Here is a 16,912-nt window from a genome sequence, read left to right as displayed (position 1 = left end):
AATTCAAGTTGCGTGAAGGCGGCAACCGCACGAATCCCCAGGAGCTTACTCAAGTAAGTGACTGGGGTGAGTAAGGGCAGCCAACGCACAAGCAGCTTGAAGTATGATGGGTATAGAGAAACGGCGCTATTTTTCAACTACGTCTATACTTTTCTGCTGAGCACTTTCTCGCGTCATCCATCATCACTGTGTCATAGGTCCATTTTTTATCGTGCTCAATGAGTTACCGTACTCATAGTTATCCATTGTTGGATAGCTGACATAAGCATTCTGGGTATCTGGCGACATCAACGGGAGGATGACTTTATGTGGCAAGCAATCAGCCGACTTTTGGAAGAACACCTTGGTGCTGCGGACATTCAGGATCGTCAGGAACTGTCCGGTGGTGAGATTCACCCAGCCTGGTATATCCGATATGGTGCCCACGAGATTTTCGTAAAATGTGACGTTCGAGAAATGCTCTCCAAATTCAGAGCCGAAGCCGACCAACTTACGTTATTAGCCCGCAGCAATACTGTTAATGTCCCAGAGGTTTACGGTGTTGGAAGCGCCAGAGATAACAGCTTTCTACTGCTGGAATACCTGCCGGTGAAACCGCTGGATGCTCATAGTGCCTGGTGTCTTGGCGAACAACTTGCTCATCTGCATCAATGGAGCGATCAGCCCCAATTTGGACTAGATTTTGACAGCGATCTCTCTACAACCCCTCAGCCAAACTGTTGGCAGCGTCGGTGGTCTTCCTTTTTTGCAGAACAACGCGTTGGCTGGCAACTTCAGTTAGCCGCAGAAAAAGGAATGCATTTTGGACACATCGAAACATTGATTTCACGTACTGAAGAACGGCTGGCAGGCCATCAACCTCAACCCTCGTTGCTTCACGGCGATTTATGGCCCGATAATTGTGCAAATAGTCATAGGGGATGCTATCTGTTCGATCCAGCCAGCTACTGGGGCGATCGTGAGTGTGATCTCGCGATGTTGCCGCTTTATCCCGAATTACCACCACAAATTTACGACGGCTATCAGAGCGTATGGCCGCTCGATAAAGGGTTTATTGAACGTCAGCCCATCTATCAGATTTATTATCTGCTTAATCGGGCTAATCTGTTTGGTGGGAAAAGTATCGTAGATGCTCAGCAGATTATAGAAGAACAGCTCAACGTATAAAATCAAGGGGTAACACAGATTTAGTCAGCGTAAAGCCGCCTAAGCGGCTTTCTTTAATCACATGGGCACGATTACACCGGCATCCCCAATAAACGTAAAACCATGTACCCCAGCCCGGCGATGATCACCGGTAAAATGTAGAGCGGGAAAAACTGTAGAAAAATTGAATGCCTGGGTACAGACACTCGTGATTCTAACGTTTCACGTGAGTGCCCCTCACTCCCTTTCATCTTTTCCAGAATCAATTGATCCTCAATGCCTTCCCGAATAACCTTCGTTTGACGAGACATTCGGGCACCAGAAACCTGCAAAGCCAGACCGACAAACATCAGGATATAAATTAGCCAGAACATCATCGTTGCGATGTTAAAAAAACGCGTGAAATCTGGTACTGGCGAGTTGTACCAGAAAAGATTTAGAAAAGGCGTATTGAATCGAACCATATCGATCATTAGATGCAGAAAATCCAGCAGCACCGCATCAATGCCCTGTTTTTTCTGCGTATAGGTATACAAGTAGTTAGCCAGTGAAATGAGAGTGGACAGCAAAGCCGGAATAAAAATTATCCATCCCGCGATACGTTTAACCACGGCAATACGGCCGGCTTGTTGATACGTCATGAGTTCCCCTTCTTTTATAAGCAATGATTTAGCTTATAATGAACGACCATTGTAGTCGATTTCTTACTTTTCTTTAATGACGGAGCTGATTGGCATGACCACTGACTCTTCTATCCGCGCTGCCATTTTTGATATGGATGGCTTACTGATTGACTCAGAACCCCTATGGGATATGGCTGAAATTGAAGTCATCGCTTCGCTGGGCGTTGATACGTCACTTCGCCAGTCCATGACGGATACGCTGGGGCTACGCATCGATATGGTTGTTGATCTCTGGTATCGTCTCTCCCCTTGGAAAACACCCAGCAAAGAAGCCGTTGTTAACCGCATTATTGAGCGTGCCATCGAGCTAGTCGATGAACGACGCCCTTTACTGCCAGGCGTTGAACACGCCTTGCAGCTTTGTCGTCAGCAGAATCTCAAAATCGGACTGGCGTCGGCATCCCCGCTGCACATGCTACAACGCGTACTCCACATGTTTCACCTTGAGACGTATTTTGACGTTTTAGTTTCCGCAGAAAAATTACCGTACAGTAAGCCCCACCCGGAGGTCTATTTGAATGCGGCCGATGGATTAGGCGTTTCACCGTTACATTGCGTTACGCTGGAAGACTCAGTAAACGGTATGATTGCAACGAAAGCGGCTCGGATGCGCTCCATTGTCGTTCCACAAATTGAATTCAGTCAGGATCCTCGTTGGTCCTTAGCTGAACATAGATTGGATTCATTGCAACAATTGACGGTTAGACATATCGCATAACATGGTATTGCAGCGAAATACTGGTGGGAAAGAAAAAGCGTAGTGCCGATATCAGCAGGGAAAAGAACTATTCTTCAGGCATGAAACATTTCTTCAGTAATGAAACATGGGCCGATCAGACTGATCGGCCCATGTCGGTGATTATGACAGGAAGTCAGCCCGCTTGGGAGAAAACGTATCGATCAGTACGCTTCCTTCTTCCAGAGAAACCACACCATGCATTTCATTTTTCACTGCCATATAGGCATCGCCAGTTTTTAAAATCCGTTTTTCGCCTTCAATCACGACTTCAAAACTGCCTGCTGCGACATAAGCGATCTGATCGTGAATATCGTGTTTATGCGGTGTGCCGATCGCACCTTTCTCAAAGTGAACGCAGACCATCATCAACTCATCACTCCAGGTGATGATCTTGCGTTTAATTCCGCCGCCCAACTCTTCCCATGGAGTTTCATCATCAATAAAATACCTTCTCATCATCTCTCCTTCGCTACATTTCTCTGTCTCACCTATACGTATAACTTAAGATGAGTACGTCACTTCAGGTATGAGACATTCTAGTAACATCTACGCCAGATAAAACAGAAAAGAAGCAAAACCATGACGGCCCTCAAGAAATAAATAAAACATTATTTCATTTTTATTGAATTCATATCCCAACCAAACTATCATCCCACCATAACAAGAAGGAACCGGGTAAGGAGACTCAGGTGACGTTGTCACTGCCACGCAACACGCTTGCTCCACCCGGTGCTTTCATTCATGCATGATCGCCGCTTTTTATTGATACCAATGAGAAGCGTGGAAATAGCAGTACAAACCGACTCGCAATGGTGTCTCCATGCGGGTTGATCCATTCCGGTGTGAGCGCCAGACGCTACACCTTTATCTGGGGCAAGGTTGGCGAGAATCAGGTTTTCGGTGACATGGATCGCGTCAAGGTCAGCGAGTTACGTTAATCGCTTTCAACCGGAATGACCGGTGTTCCCTACTGTAACAGCTAACGACTAAGTTATTGTCGCTTATAGAGAGATTAAGTCTATGATTTTAAATTCCTTTGATTTGCAGGGTAAAGTTGCGCTTATCACCGGTTGTGATACGGGGTTAGGTCAGGGTATGGCTATCGGCTTGGCACAAGCAGGTTGTGACATTGTCGGTGTCAACATTGTTGAACCTAAAGAGACTATCGAGAAAGTCACTGCCTTAGGTCGTCGTTTCCTCAGCCTGACAGCGGATATGAGCAATATCGCGGGTCACGCTGAACTGGTAGAAAAAGCCGTTGCCGAATTTGGTAAAGTCGACATTCTGGTCAACAACGCGGGTATCATCCGCCGTGAAGATGCGATCGAATTCAGCGAAAAGAACTGGGACGACGTCATGAACCTGAACATTAAGAGCGTATTCTTTATGTCTCAGACCGTAGCTCGCCAATTTATCAAGCAAGGTAACGGCGGTAAAATCATCAATATCGCCTCTATGCTTTCCTTCCAGGGCGGTATCCGTGTTCCTTCTTATACCGCATCAAAAAGCGCAGTCATGGGTGTAACTCGCTTGCTGGCGAACGAATGGGCAAAACATAATATCAACGTCAACGCGATTGCCCCAGGTTACATGGCAACCAACAATACCCAGCAGTTGCGTGCCGATGAAGATCGCAGTAAAGAAATTCTTGACCGTATCCCTGCTGGCCGTTGGGGTTTACCACAAGACTTAATGGGGCCAGCCGTATTCCTGGCTTCCAGCGCATCCGATTATATCAATGGCTACACCATTGCCGTTGACGGTGGCTGGCTGGCACGTTAATGCTTTTTTAGCAAACGGCAGCATTTTTTTGCATATCGCGATGTAAAAGGCACAACGTTGATTGTGCCTTTTTCTTTTTTTTCAGTCTGTTACTCATTTTCGTCTCTTATTCCCCTTCACTTAAATCTTGCTTTAAAAAAAATCAAAACAACGTTCCGACTTTGATCACACTTTCGATATTGCGTGCATGACGGCAACGTTAATAGCGCAATATAATCAATCAAAACAGTGTTTCTATTTATAAGGAACTGTCACTCAGTTCTATAAGAAGGTACTCCATGAGTATTTTTAAAAGGTTACACACCAGCAATGAAGCAAAGCTGGATGAATGGATTGATGCACTGCGCCTTCATATCGATACGGTTCAGAATGTCGCTCACAGCCGCGTCAACCCAACGCCCTTGTTGGCCGATGGCTTTGACGTATTGAGTCAGGAACCTGTTGTATGGCAATTCCCTGACGGGCATTGTGCCCCTATTTCCAACTTTGCCAGCCAACAAAACTGGTTGAGAACGCTTTGCGCAATGAGCGTCGTCACGGGAGAAAAGACTTATCAGGAACAAGCAACATTCTTGAGTCGCTATTTTCTGGATCACTTTGTTGATGAGACGAGCGGTCTGTTTTACTGGGGCGGGCACCGTTTTATCAATCTGGATACGCTGGCAAGCGAGGGGCCGGAGTCAAAAGCTCAGGTGCATGAATTAAAGCATCATTTGCCCTACTACGAACTATTACACAATGTTAGTGCGGAAAAGACGCTGAATTTCCTGCAAGGCTTTTGGCATGCGCACGTAGAAAACTGGGAGACGCTGGATTTAGGTCGCCATGGCGATTACACCAAAATCCGCGATCCTCAGGTTTTCCGTCACACCCGGCGTGACGTGGTCAACCCTGCGCAATGGCCCACGCTACCATTGACCAAAGGGTTAACCTTTGTGAATGCCGGTACTGATTTAATTTATGCTGCATTTAAATATGCTGAGTACACTGGCGATCAATATGCTGCTGACTGGGGTAAACATTTATATCGTCAATATGTACTGGCGCGTAACCCTGAAACAGGTATGCCGGTTTATCAGTTCAGTTCTCCTTTGCAACGAGAACCCGTGCCTGAAGATGATAATCAGACACAATCCTGGTTTGGCGATCGTGCTCAACGTCAATTTGGCCCGGAATTTGGTGAAATAGCTCGGGAAGCAAATGTATTATTTCGTGATATGCGTCCGCTATTAATTGATAATCCATTGGCTATACTGGATATTCTTCGTCGCCAGCCTGATGATGAAATGCTTGGCTGGGTGATTTCTGGATTAAAAAATTATTACCAATACGCCTATGACGTTGTGACAAATACACTCCGTCCTATGTGGAATAATGGTCATGATATGACAGGTTACCGTTTCAAACGTGATGGCTATTACGGGAAAGCGGGTACGGAATTAAAACCATTCGTTTTGGAGGGCGATTATTTATTACCACTGGTTCGGGCCTATCGTCTCAGCGGAGACGAAGATTTATATGCCTTAATCAAGGCGATGCTGACACGTTTAAATAATGAAAATATTCGAAACGTCGCCAGCCCGATGTTATTACTCGCCATCATTGAACTGGCGGAGCAACAACAGTCAGAAGAATGGGTGGAAAACGCCTGGCAGATGGCAACGGTATTATTTGAAAAGCATTTTCATCGCGGTTTGTTTGTTCGTTCGGATCAACATCGTTATGTTCGTCTGGATGATCCATTCCCATTAGCACTATTGACTTTCGTTGCAGCCTGTCGCGACAGATTAAATGATATTCCACCGTTTTTGACGCAAGGTGGCTATGTTCACGGTGATTTTCACCTTAACGGGGAAAATAAAATTGTTTACGACGTGGAGCTAATTTACCCGACGTTATTAACCGCTTAATTTTATATTTTTTTAATGATTCACAATTACTAAATAGGTAAGCATTATGAATGAAAACAGAATGCTGGGGTTAGCCTATATCTCCCCCTATATTATAGGGCTGATAGTTTTTACCGCTTTCCCCTTCGTTTCATCATTTTTTCTCAGTTTTACTGAGTATGATTTGATAAATCCACCTGAATTTACGGGGCTTGATAACTACCACCGTATGTTCCTGGAGGATGACCTTTTCTGGAAATCCATGGGCGTGACCTTTGCCTATGTTTTTCTGACCATTCCATTGAAATTAATTTTCGCACTGTTAATTGCGTTTGTACTTAATTTCAAATTACGTGGGATCGGTTTCTTTCGTACGGCTTACTATGTGCCTTCTATTTTGGGCAGCAGCGTGGCGATCGCCGTCTTGTGGCGAGCCCTGTTTGCTATTGATGGCCTCCTGAACAGCTTCCTCGGCGTATTCGGTTTCGACGCTATCAACTGGCTGGGCGAACCCTCGCTGGCTCTGATGTCCGTTACCCTGCTGCGCGTATGGCAGTTCGGTTCTGCCATGGTTATCTTCCTCGCCGCATTGCAGAACGTTCCGCAATCGCAGTATGAAGCGGCCATGATCGACGGTGCATCCAAATGGCAAATGTTCTTGAAAGTGACGGTACCGCTGATTACCCCCGTGATTTTCTTTAACTTTATCATGCAGACCACTCAGGCGTTCCAGGAGTTTACGGCACCTTACGTCATTACCGGCGGCGGTCCAACGCATTACACCTATCTGTTCTCGCTTTATATCTATGATACGGCGTTCAAGTACTTCGATATGGGTTACGGTGCTGCGTTAGCATGGGTGTTGTTCCTGGTTGTTGCGGTATTTGCGTCTATCTCCTTTAAGTCGTCGAAATACTGGGTGTTCTACTCCGCCGATAAAGGAGGAAAAAATGGCTGACATGCATTCAAACCTGACCGCTGCACAGGAAATTGCCGCAGCAGAAGTCCGTCGCACCCTGCGTAAAGAAAAATTCAGTGCCGCTATCCGCTACGTGATACTGCTGTTTGTTGGCTTACTGATGCTTTATCCGCTGGCATGGATGTTTTCGGCGTCGTTCAAACCGAACCATGAGATTTTCACCACGTTGGGTCTGTGGCCGGCTCACGCCACCTGGGATGGTTTCGTTAACGGTTGGAAAACCGGTACGGAATACAATTTCGGTCACTACATGATCAACACTTTCCAGTATGTGATTCCGAAAGTGGTGTTGACCGTCATCTCTTCGGTGATTGTGGCTTATGGTTTCGCTCGCTTTGACATTCCGTGGAAGAATTTTTGGTTTGCTACACTGATTGCCACCATGCTGCTACCAAGCACCGTGTTGCTGATTCCGCAGTATCTCATGTTCCGTGAAATGGGCATGCTGAACAGCTATCTGCCATTGTATTTACCACTGGCATTTGCGACACAAGGCTTCTTTGTGTTCATGCTGATCCAGTTCCTGCGTGGTGTACCACGTGATATGGAAGAAGCCGCTCAGATCGATGGTTGTAATTCTTGGCAAGTATTATGGTATGTGGTCGTGCCGATTTTGAAACCCGCCATCATCTCGGTTGCATTGTTCCAGTTCATGTGGTCAATGAACGACTTTATCGGTCCGCTGATTTATGTATACAGCGTGGATAAATATCCGATTGCACTGGCGTTGAAAATGTCTATCGACGTCACCGAAGGCGCACCGTGGAATGAAATTCTGGCGATGTCCAGCATCTCCATTCTACCATCCATCATTGTTTTCTTCCTGGCACAGCGTTACTTCGTACAAGGCGTGACCAGCAGCGGAATTAAAGGTTAATAGAGGATTTATCATGGCTGAAGTCATTTTCAATAAATTGGAAAAAGTCTATTCCAACGGTTTCAAAGCGGTTCACGGTATCGATCTCACGATTAAAGACGGTGAGTTCATGGTTATCGTCGGCCCGTCTGGCTGTGCGAAATCCACCACGCTGCGCATGCTGGCAGGCTTGGAAACCATTAGCGGCGGTGAAGTTCGCATTGGTGAACGCGTTGTTAACAATCTGGCGCCAAAAGAGCGTGGGATTGCGATGGTGTTCCAGAACTATGCCCTCTACCCTCACATGACGGTAAAAGAAAATCTGGCGTTTGGCCTGAAGCTGAGCAAAATGCCGAAAGACCAAATTGAAGCGCAGGTAGCCGAAGCGGCCAAAATTCTGGAACTGGAAGATTTGCTAGATCGTCTGCCGCGCCAACTGTCTGGTGGTCAGGCGCAACGTGTGGCCGTAGGCCGCGCCATCGTTAAAAAACCAGATGTGTTCTTATTCGATGAACCGTTGTCTAACCTGGATGCCAAGCTACGTGCTTCCATGCGTATCCGTATTTCCGACCTGCATAAGCAGTTGAAGAAAAGCGGTAAAGCAGCGACAAGCGTATATGTTACCCACGATCAGACTGAAGCAATGACCATGGGTGACCGTATCTGCGTGATGAAACTCGGTCACATCATGCAGGTCGATACGCCGGATAACCTGTACCACTTCCCTGTCAACATGTTCGTTGCTGGCTTCATTGGTTCACCAGAAATGAACATCAAGCCATGCAAACTGGTCGAGAAAGACGGTCAGGTTGGCGTTGTTGTGGGTAATAACGCGCTGGTGTTAAGTGCTGAAAAACAAGATAAAGTGCGCAGTTATATCGGACAAGACGTATTCTTCGGTGTTCGCCCAGACTATGTTTCCGTGTCAGATACGCCATTTGAAGACAGCCACTCACAGGGTGAGTTGGTTCGCGTAGAAAACATGGGTCACGAATTCTTTATGTACATTAAAGTCGATGGCTTTGAATTAACCAGCCGCATTCCTTATGACGAAGGTCGGTTGATTATCGAGAAGGGCCTGCATCGTCAGGTGTATTTCCAGTTCGACATGGAAAAATGCCATATTTTTGATGCAAAAACAGAAAAAAATATCTCTCTTTAACAGGAGTAGTAACCGATGAAAAAAGCGATCCTACACACGTTGATAGTTTCATCCCTGGCATTAGTGGCAATGCCTTCTTTAGCCGCTGATAATGTTGAATTGAGAATGTCCTGGTGGGGCGGCAACAGCCGTCACCAGCAGACGCTCAAGGCCATTGAAGAGTTCCACAAACAGCATCCGAACATCACGGTGAAAGCGGAATACACTGGTTGGGATGGTCACCTGTCCCGTCTGACTACACAGATTGCCGGTAACACCGAGCCAGATGTGATGCAGACTAACTGGAACTGGCTGCCGATTTTCTCTAAAAACGGTACGGGTTTTTATGACCTGAACAAAGTGAAAGATACGCTGGATCTGACACAGTTCGATCCAAAAGAACTGCAAAGCACCACGGTCAACGGCAAACTGAACGGTATTCCAATTTCCGTTACCGCACGTGTGTTCTACTTCAACACGGAATCCTGGAAAAAAGCAGGGCTAGAATACCCGAAAACGTGGGAAGATCTGCTGAACGCTGGCAAAGTATTTAAAGAAAAACTGGGCGACCAATACTACCCTATCGTATTGGAACACCAGGATTCTTTAGCACTGTTAAATTCTTACATGGTGCAGAAATACAATATTCCAGCGATTGATGTAAAAGGTCAGAAATTCGCCTATACCGATGCACAATGGGCTGAATTCTTTGGTATGTATAAAAAGCTGATCGACAGCCATGTCATGCCTGATGCGAAGTACTATGCCTCTTTCGGCAAGAGCAACATGTATGAAATGAAACCGTGGATCAATGGTGAGTGGTCTGGTACTTACATGTGGAACTCCACCATCACTAAGTACTCTGACAACCTGCAACCACCAGCAAAATTGGAATTGGGTAACTACCCGATGCTGCCAGGTGCGAAAGACGCCGGTTTGTTCTTTAAACCTGCGCAAATGCTGTCTATCGGTAAGTCAACCAAGCATCCTAAAGAATCTGCTCAGTTGATTAACTTCCTGCTGAACAGCAAAGAAGGTGCACAGGCTCTGGGCTTAGAGCGTGGCGTACCATTGAGTAAAGCGGCTGTCGCTCAGTTAACTGCTGATGGCGTCATCAAAGATGATGCACCTGCGGTTGCTGGGTTGAAACTGGCGCTTGAGTTACCACATGACGTCGCGGTTTCTCCTTATTTCGACGATCCGCAAATCGTTTCTCTGTTTGGTGATACCATTCAGTCTATCGATTACGGTCAGAAATCAGTGGAAGACGCAGCGAAATACTTCCAGCGTCAATCTGAACGTATTTTGAAACGCGCAATGAAATAATACTTCATAAATATTTAACCTTCCCTTCTCTGCCACTTACGTGGCAGAGATTTTTCATAAAAACTAAAACAACTCTTATATTCAATCCGATCCAATTCACATTTTGAAACTCAATTTTACTTTTTGTTACTCAAGACGATCCTGATCACAGAATACAGTTTAATAATAAATAAAATAGAACTTGTCTTAAAAAGAGTAATGCGTCTTTTGAATTAAACCTCATCCTAACCAATGGGACTATAACAATGAAATTTAAATTATTAGCTCTGGCTGTTACGTCATTAATTAGTGTTAATGCAATGGCTGTAACGATTGATTATCGTCATGAAATGAAAGACACCCCGAAGAATGATCACCGCGATCGTTTATCTGTTTCACACCGTTTTGCTAATGGCTTTGGTTTATCTGTTGAAGCAAAATGGAAAAATGGTGAGCCATCCAAAGAAACCACGCCAAATAAGCCGTATCATGAACAAGTAAGTAATGGTACTGAGGTCGTCGCCAGCTATGTTTATAATTTCAACAAGACTTTCTCTTTAGAACCAGGTTTCTCTTTAGATTCAAGTTCTAACTCTAACAATTATCGTCCTTACCTGCGCGGTAAAGTAAATATTACTCCAGATTTGTCAACCTCTTTGCGTTATCGCCCATACTATCTGCGTAACAGCAATAAAATTGGTACAACCGAGAGCACTCAGGAAAATGGGTATAATCTAACTGCTGTTGTTAGCTATAAATTCTTAAAAGACTTCCAAATCGATTATGAACTGGATTACAAAAAAGCTAATAAAGCAGGAAAAACACTTTACGATAATGACAATGACAACTTTGATCATGACGTAAAATTATCTTATAAATTAGATAAAAACTGGAAACCCTACACTGCAATTGGTAACGTAGCAGAAAGCGGAACATCTGATCACCGTCAAACCCGTTTCCGTGTTGGTGTACAATATAGCTTCTAATTTTTAAAAAGGCTTTTCCTTAATAAGGGATGTTAGAACAAATCGGTGAATCTTTATATTTACGATTTAACATCCCTTTATTAGTTTTTTAGTTAACCCAGTTAGTCAATATTCTTTATTTCTGTTGTATGAACGCTTGTTTTTTAAGTCCTGTGTCTGAAGTACCCTCTTCGTGTATGAATGTTATTTATTTTTTGGTTCAGGGTGATCATATTCTCTCCGATATCATGGTCACCCTCTTTTTTTGGTTCAAACCTGCCTGATGTAGTTACCATTCGATGTGAAAGATAACGCCTATACCCGTCATACTTCAAGTTGCATGTACGTTGGCTGCATTCGTTACTCGGCTCATCCATGAGCCTCGCCCCGTTGGGGCCGCTGCAAGCAGCGTTCAAATCTGCTCCCGGCAGATTTGTCACCCGAATCACTTACTCAAGTAAGCTCATCGGGATTCCTTCGCTTGCCGCCTTCCTGAAACTTGAATTATTTAGGGTATATAACGCACCAGAAAGTCGTGTTCTCTATCCTCGCGTCACAAATCGTTACGTTGTAACTGCTTTCGCCGCTCGGAACAATCGCCTATACTGTATAAAATAACAGTTTTCTTTGAGAAGTTTCATGACTGCGGAAGGACACCTCCTATTTTCTGTGGCCTGTGCCATTCTTGCCAAAAAGTTGGAGCTTTCACCCGAACTGGCAACAGGAGACTGGTGGCATATCATTCCTGGTGCCCTATTGACTTCTCTCTTACCGGATATTGATCACCCGAAATCACTATTAGGGCAGCGTTTAAAGTGGATCTCCTCACCGATTGCCCGCGCTTTTGGGCACCGAGGATTCACACACAGCCTGCTGGCTATTGCTGCGGGAATTTACTTCATTCAAACAAAACTCCCTGCGAACTGGCCAATCCCCACGGATGCTTATCATGCAATGATCATCGGTTATCTCAGTCATATTGCGGCAGATATGATGACATCGGCTGGCGTCCCTTTACTCTGGCCTTGCCGTTGGCGATTTTGTCTACCGTTGTTAAATAGCCAAAAAGGGAATCAGCTAGAACGTGTTCTTTGCCTCATCTTTATCGGTTTTTCACTGTATCAACCACAAAAGAACCTGGACTGTTGTACTTATGCACAATCCTTCCAGTTATTTGAATCCATCCAAACGCAAATTGCACTTCTGCTAAAGGATCGATCCCATTGAACATGAGATCGCCCAGCCAGCCAGCATGATGGTAGCCAGGGTATATAGCCGTTTGATGTAGTTATAACGTAAACGTCTATAACATGATTATAAAAGACCTGATATCCTTGTCTGCGATTTGAAATATGACAGATATTCCCAATAGATTTCGAGTGACAAGGCAAAACGTTATCGTGTTGAACAACGCAATAATTTGACGCTGGCGGCAAGTGATTAAATGCAGCCAACTTACCTGTAGCTTGAAAGATGGCGGACTAACGATTAGGGAGAAATGAGGATGAGTATTCCTCTGTTATTAAACATATTGGTGTTTACTGGTTTGCTTATCATGCTGGCCTATAGCAGCAAAGGCCGTAACTGGAGCCTGGCGAAAAAAGTTCTGCTTGGGCTTGTCGTTGGTGTGTTATTTGGATTAGCACTTCACCTCGTTTATGGTGACAATACCGACATCATCAAACAATCCATCAGTTGGTTTAACATCGTTGGGAACGGATACGTCCAACTCCTGCAAATGATCGTTATGCCGCTTGTTTTTGTCTCTATTCTCAGTTCAGTCGCGAAACTGCATAACGCGTCTTCATTAGGAAAAATTAGCGTATTGACGCTCACTACGCTGCTGGTCACCACGCTGATCTCTGCACTGGTCGGTGTTTTCGTTACCAATTTATTTGGCCTGACGGCTACGGGTTTGGTTCAGGGAGCACAGGAAAGCGCTCGTCTGACTGCAATTGAAAATAACTATGCGGGCAGAGTCGCCGATCTGAATGTTCCACAGCTTATTTTGTCATTTATCCCTAAAAACCCCTTCGCAGAATTAACGGGGGCTAACCCCACGTCGATTATCAGCGTCGTTATCTTTGCCGCGTTTATTGGTGTTGCTGCGCTACAGTTACTAAAAGATGACCATACAAAGGGCGAACGTGTTTTGGTTGCGATTGACACATTGCAATTCTGGGTGATGAAACTGGTCCGTCTGGTCATGAAGTTGACACCTTATGGGGTCATGGCGCTGATGACAAAAATGGTGGCCAGCTCCAATCTGCAAGACATCCTAAAACTAGGCAGCTTTGTCATCGCTTCCTACCTGGGGTTAGCTATCATGTTCGGTGTGCATGCCCTCATTCTGTCCATCACCGGTATCAACCCTGCTCGATTCTTCCGTAAAGTTTGGCCAGTGTTGACATTTGCGTTCACCAGTCGCTCCAGCGCCGCGACCATTCCGTTAAGTATCGAAGCTCAAACTCGCCGTATCGGCGTACCGGATTCCATCGCCAGCTTTGCTGCATCATTTGGTACCACTATCGGACAAAATGGCTGTGCCGGACTTTATCCGGCTATGTTGGCAGTTATGGTCGCCCCAACCGTGGGCATCAACCCACTCGATCCCGTCTGGATTGCCACGCTGGTTGGCATTGTAACCATCAGTTCTGCCGGTGTAGCGGGTGTCGGTGGCGGTGCCACCTTTGCTGCGTTGATTGTACTGCCGGCAATGGGGCTCCCCATTACGCTTGTTGCGTTATTAATTTCCATTGAGCCACTGATTGATATGGGCAGAACAGCATTAAACGTAAGTGGTTCGATGACTGCCGGTACGGTAACCAGCCAGTTACTCAAACAAACGGATAAAACCGTATTTAATGCTCAGGAAGACGCAGAACTGACGCATCGATAGCACACAAAACAATGCCGGAAAATATTCCGGCATTGTTACTATGTTTATCAAGTCTGCTAATCAAGAGAATGACGCTCAATATAAAGGGAATTTAGCGTTGCGGGTTAGTGTCATAAGCCTGGCAACTCTGGAACCCTTTATTACGAACGTGTCCTGTTTCATCGTAGCTGACAAAATAGTTTTGAGCCGTGCCGTCTCGGTTCTTCAAGAGATAGTCACTGCACGTACCTTTCGCATTCACCAGCCGTTTTTCCACGCCGCCAGAACCGGCAATTTGATGCGCTTGCTGCTTCGTCATTCCGACCTTAACGTCTTTCACCACCGGCTCATTAACATAACTTTCTGCTTTGTTATAAGCCGAACACCCAGAAAGCAAGACAGCACCCGCTGCCGCAATACACAACATTAGTCGATTATTTTTCATTACATTACCTCATTTATACATGGGTCATGAATAAGACTAGATGGCTACAGATACTTTTTCAAATGACACCATGTTTCATCGACTTCATATTGATAGGGAAAAGGCATCAACCATAGGTAAAACGATTAGCAGGCCACTTACTCTTTTTCTTCATGCCAATTCGTTTTACACTCTGCGTAATAGAGACAATTATTTTGCAGGATCAATAAGTTCAGGAGGGGATATCATGTCATTACAGCAGGACATTATCGCTGCGCTGGGAGTCAAAAGCGTCATCGACCCAAAGAAAGAAATTCGCGTTAGCGTTGATTTTTTAAAGAATTATCTGAATTCCCATCCGTTTGTGAAATCGCTGGTACTCGGGATCAGTGGTGGTCAGGATTCAACCTTAGCAGGCAAGCTTTGCCAAACAGCCATCACTGAAATGCGCAGTGAAACAGGCGATGAACGTTACCAATTTATCGCCGTGCGTCTTCCTTATGGAGTACAAGCCGATGAAGCCGATTGTCAGGATGCGATTGCTTTCATCAAGCCCGATCGTGTGTTAACCGTCAACATTAAGTCCGCCGTTGAAGCCAGCGAAGCGACGTTGAAAGCCATTGGCATTGCGCTCTCCGATTTTGTGAAAGGCAATGAAAAAGCACGGGAACGCATGAAAGCACAATACAGTATTGCCGGGATGAACTCCGGGCTGGTTGTTGGCACAGATCATGCGGCTGAAGCGGTCACTGGTTTTTTCACCAAATATGGTGATGGCGGTACGGACATCAACCCGCTATTTCGTTTGAATAAACGTCAAGGGAAAGCGCTATTGCGCGAACTGAATTGCCCTGCACATCTTTATACAAAAGCCCCCACCGCCGATCTGGAAGAAGACCGCCCTTCATTACCCGATGAAGTCGCGCTAGGGGTAACCTATGAGATGATTGATGATTATCTTGAAGGCAAACAGATTGATGCTGACAATGCAGCAACCATTGAAAATTGGTATCGCAAAACGGAACACAAACGTCGACCTCCAGTCACTGTTTTCGACGATTTCTGGCGTTAATCATCCAATGCGTTAATGGATGCTGGTAGATACCGGCATCCATTTTTTATGGCAGAGATTTCCAATAATCGGCCATGTTGGTGCTCTCACAGCAGTTTTTTATTCTCTAATGTATAAGACGTAATATGAAGATGACACCGCAGCGTGCAACTCTTGTCGGTTTGCTGGCTATTATCTTGTGGAGCACCTCTGTTGGTTTAATCCGTAGTCTGACAGAAGCACTGGGGCCTACTGGCGGGGCCGCGATGATTTATTCAACCAGCGCGTTATGTTTGCTCTTATTCTATGATATTCCCGACGTTAAAAGTTTACCGAAAGTCTATCTGTTACTTGGTGGCATATTATTTGTCAGTTACGAAATCTTTTTATCGCTTTCTATCGGCTTGGCGGATAACCGTTTACAGGCGATGGAACTCGGGATGATTAACTACTTGTGGCCGAGTCTGACTATCTTTTTTTCTATTTTCATCAATCAACAAAAAAGCCGCCTCTTACTTTGGCCGGGACTCGCGCTCTCTTTATCCGGCATTATCTGGATTATGAAAGGCGACGGTGAATGGTCCCCGATCGTGTTATGGCACAATATTTTGACAAACCCGGTCGCCTACTGTTTGGCTTTCTCCGCCGCAATAACCTGGGCGCTGTATTGTAATATCACCAAACGCTACGCTCAGGGGAAAAGTGGTGTGTCGTTATTCTTTGTGGTCGTCTCGATGATCTTGTGGATCAAGTACGTCACAAGCACGGAAGCACCGATGAACCTGACACTCCCCGTTACTCTGGAGCTCATGTTTATGGGGGCATCCACCGCCCTGGCTTACTCCGCCTGGAACGCGGGGATACAGCAAGGGAATATGACGTTATTAGCAACGGCGTCTTATTTTACCCCGGTTCTTTCGACACTGTTGGCGGCGTTATGGTTGAGGATCACGCCAGCCGTCTCGTTTTGGCAAGGGGTTATGATGGTAACGGTAGGTTCGTTACTGTGTTGGTGGGCGACCCGCGCATCAACTAGAAGGCATAAATGCCCTATTAATCAGCCATGAGTGTTCA

Annotated in this window: 16 protein-coding genes and 1 pseudogene; 14 read left to right on the top strand and 3 right to left on the bottom strand. The window is 45.5% G+C overall.

Annotation, left to right across the window (positions count from 1 at the left end; all coding sequences use genetic code 11):
* Positions 1-306: 306 nt before the first annotated feature.
* Positions 307-1,167, top strand: coding sequence for a fructosamine kinase family protein (locus ACKPVM_RS05865; RefSeq protein WP_409307703.1), 861 nt, complete (start codon positions 307-309; stop codon positions 1,165-1,167).
* Positions 1,168-1,238: 71 nt separating this feature from the next.
* Here ACKPVM_RS05865 and ACKPVM_RS05860 read toward each other — a convergent pair whose 3' ends face one another.
* Positions 1,239-1,787: a YniB family protein gene (locus ACKPVM_RS05860; RefSeq protein ID WP_409307701.1), complete on the bottom strand. Its 549-nt coding sequence runs from the start codon at positions 1,785-1,787 to the stop codon at positions 1,239-1,241.
* Between the two features lie 94 nt (positions 1,788-1,881).
* Here ACKPVM_RS05860 and hxpB point away from each other — a divergent pair, with 94 nt between their 5' ends.
* Entirely contained in the window at positions 1,882-2,547 is a 666-nt protein-coding gene (gene hxpB / locus ACKPVM_RS05855) for a hexitol phosphatase HxpB (protein WP_409307699.1), read from the top strand.
* Positions 2,548-2,688: 141 nt separating this feature from the next.
* Here hxpB and ACKPVM_RS05850 read toward each other — a convergent pair whose 3' ends face one another.
* The gene (locus tag ACKPVM_RS05850) at positions 2,689-3,024 is read right to left on the bottom strand and encodes a cupin domain-containing protein (protein ID WP_409307851.1); all 336 of its coding nucleotides are present in this window, start codon (positions 3,022-3,024) and stop codon (positions 2,689-2,691) included.
* A gap of 341 nt (positions 3,025-3,365) precedes the next feature.
* On the opposite strand from ACKPVM_RS05850, the pseudogene ACKPVM_RS05845 reads away from it, so the two are divergent.
* From ACKPVM_RS05845 to ACKPVM_RS05800, 10 genes and pseudogenes are all read left to right on the top strand, one after another.
* Positions 3,366-3,506: pseudogene (locus ACKPVM_RS05845) on the top strand (5-keto-4-deoxyuronate isomerase); the annotation flags it as partial.
* 82 nt (positions 3,507-3,588) lie between these two features.
* A complete protein-coding gene (kduD, locus tag ACKPVM_RS05840; protein ID WP_409307697.1) occupies positions 3,589-4,350 on the top strand; it encodes a 2-dehydro-3-deoxy-D-gluconate 5-dehydrogenase KduD in 762 nt (253 codons plus the stop codon).
* Positions 4,351-4,628: 278 nt separating this feature from the next.
* Entirely contained in the window at positions 4,629-6,260 is a 1,632-nt protein-coding gene (gene pelW / locus ACKPVM_RS05835; protein WP_409307695.1) for a pectate disaccharide-lyase PelW, read from the top strand.
* 46 nt (positions 6,261-6,306) lie between these two features.
* Positions 6,307-7,197 (top strand): carbohydrate ABC transporter permease, encoded by an 891-nt coding sequence (locus ACKPVM_RS05830; RefSeq protein ID WP_409307694.1) that lies wholly within the window; start codon positions 6,307-6,309, stop codon positions 7,195-7,197.
* Positions 7,190-8,095 carry a carbohydrate ABC transporter permease gene (locus tag ACKPVM_RS05825; RefSeq protein ID WP_409307693.1) on the top strand — a complete coding sequence of 302 codons (906 nt, stop codon included), beginning with the start codon at positions 7,190-7,192 and terminating at the stop codon, positions 8,093-8,095. Before ACKPVM_RS05830 ends, ACKPVM_RS05825 begins: the two co-directional genes overlap by 8 nt.
* Before the next feature lie 13 nt (positions 8,096-8,108).
* A complete protein-coding gene (locus tag ACKPVM_RS05820; RefSeq protein WP_409307691.1) occupies positions 8,109-9,236 on the top strand; it encodes an ABC transporter ATP-binding protein in 1,128 nt (375 codons plus the stop codon).
* Between the two features lie 15 nt (positions 9,237-9,251).
* A complete protein-coding gene (locus ACKPVM_RS05815; RefSeq protein WP_409307690.1) occupies positions 9,252-10,541 on the top strand; it encodes an ABC transporter substrate-binding protein in 1,290 nt (429 codons plus the stop codon).
* 245 nt (positions 10,542-10,786) lie between these two features.
* Positions 10,787-11,506: an oligogalacturonate-specific porin KdgM family protein gene (locus tag ACKPVM_RS05810; RefSeq protein ID WP_409307688.1), complete on the top strand. Its 720-nt coding sequence runs from the start codon at positions 10,787-10,789 to the stop codon at positions 11,504-11,506.
* A 618-nt stretch (positions 11,507-12,124) separates the two neighbouring features.
* Positions 12,125-12,712 carry a metal-dependent hydrolase gene (locus ACKPVM_RS05805; RefSeq protein ID WP_409307686.1) on the top strand — a complete coding sequence of 196 codons (588 nt, stop codon included), beginning with the start codon at positions 12,125-12,127 and terminating at the stop codon, positions 12,710-12,712.
* 277 nt (positions 12,713-12,989) lie between these two features.
* The gene (locus ACKPVM_RS05800) at positions 12,990-14,384 is read left to right on the top strand and encodes an L-cystine transporter (protein ID WP_409307684.1); all 1,395 of its coding nucleotides are present in this window, start codon (positions 12,990-12,992) and stop codon (positions 14,382-14,384) included.
* Positions 14,385-14,475: 91 nt separating this feature from the next.
* On the opposite strand, the gene osmE is transcribed toward ACKPVM_RS05800, so the two are convergent.
* Positions 14,476-14,808 (bottom strand): osmotically-inducible lipoprotein OsmE, encoded by a 333-nt coding sequence (gene osmE, locus ACKPVM_RS05795; protein WP_409307683.1) that lies wholly within the window; start codon positions 14,806-14,808, stop codon positions 14,476-14,478.
* A 226-nt stretch (positions 14,809-15,034) separates the two neighbouring features.
* Between osmE and nadE the strand changes: the two genes are divergently transcribed.
* Both nadE and yddG read left to right on the top strand, forming a co-directional pair.
* Positions 15,035-15,859: an NAD(+) synthase gene (nadE, locus tag ACKPVM_RS05790; RefSeq protein WP_409307682.1), complete on the top strand. Its 825-nt coding sequence runs from the start codon at positions 15,035-15,037 to the stop codon at positions 15,857-15,859.
* Between the two features lie 131 nt (positions 15,860-15,990).
* Positions 15,991-16,905 (top strand): aromatic amino acid DMT transporter YddG, encoded by a 915-nt coding sequence (gene yddG, locus ACKPVM_RS05785; protein ID WP_409307850.1) that lies wholly within the window; start codon positions 15,991-15,993, stop codon positions 16,903-16,905.
* Positions 16,906-16,912: the final 7 nt, after the last annotated feature.

The sequence above is a fragment of the Pectobacterium hainanensis genome, from assembly GCF_046237015.1.
Taxonomy (GTDB): Bacteria; Pseudomonadota; Gammaproteobacteria; order Enterobacterales; family Enterobacteriaceae; genus JBJYIN01.
Note: the sequence above shows the minus strand (reverse complement) of the source record. Positions and strands in the feature narration are given on the sequence as shown.

Coding starts and splice junctions, on each gene's coding strand:
- ACKPVM_RS05865 (WP_409307703.1), top strand. CDS start 307: ATGTGGCAAGCAATCAGCCGACTTTTGGAAGAACACCTTGGTGCTGCG.
- ACKPVM_RS05860 (WP_409307701.1), bottom strand. CDS start 1,787: ATGACGTATCAACAAGCCGGCCGTATTGCCGTGGTTAAACGTATCGCG.
- hxpB (WP_409307699.1), top strand. CDS start 1,882: ATGACCACTGACTCTTCTATCCGCGCTGCCATTTTTGATATGGATGGC.
- ACKPVM_RS05850 (WP_409307851.1), bottom strand. CDS start 3,024: ATGAGAAGGTATTTTATTGATGATGAAACTCCATGGGAAGAGTTGGGC.
- kduD (WP_409307697.1), top strand. CDS start 3,589: ATGATTTTAAATTCCTTTGATTTGCAGGGTAAAGTTGCGCTTATCACC.
- pelW (WP_409307695.1), top strand. CDS start 4,629: ATGAGTATTTTTAAAAGGTTACACACCAGCAATGAAGCAAAGCTGGAT.
- ACKPVM_RS05830 (WP_409307694.1), top strand. CDS start 6,307: ATGAATGAAAACAGAATGCTGGGGTTAGCCTATATCTCCCCCTATATT.
- ACKPVM_RS05825 (WP_409307693.1), top strand. CDS start 7,190: ATGGCTGACATGCATTCAAACCTGACCGCTGCACAGGAAATTGCCGCA.
- ACKPVM_RS05820 (WP_409307691.1), top strand. CDS start 8,109: ATGGCTGAAGTCATTTTCAATAAATTGGAAAAAGTCTATTCCAACGGT.
- ACKPVM_RS05815 (WP_409307690.1), top strand. CDS start 9,252: ATGAAAAAAGCGATCCTACACACGTTGATAGTTTCATCCCTGGCATTA.
- ACKPVM_RS05810 (WP_409307688.1), top strand. CDS start 10,787: ATGAAATTTAAATTATTAGCTCTGGCTGTTACGTCATTAATTAGTGTT.
- ACKPVM_RS05805 (WP_409307686.1), top strand. CDS start 12,125: ATGACTGCGGAAGGACACCTCCTATTTTCTGTGGCCTGTGCCATTCTT.
- ACKPVM_RS05800 (WP_409307684.1), top strand. CDS start 12,990: ATGAGTATTCCTCTGTTATTAAACATATTGGTGTTTACTGGTTTGCTT.
- osmE (WP_409307683.1), bottom strand. CDS start 14,808: ATGAAAAATAATCGACTAATGTTGTGTATTGCGGCAGCGGGTGCTGTC.
- nadE (WP_409307682.1), top strand. CDS start 15,035: ATGTCATTACAGCAGGACATTATCGCTGCGCTGGGAGTCAAAAGCGTC.
- yddG (WP_409307850.1), top strand. CDS start 15,991: ATGACACCGCAGCGTGCAACTCTTGTCGGTTTGCTGGCTATTATCTTG.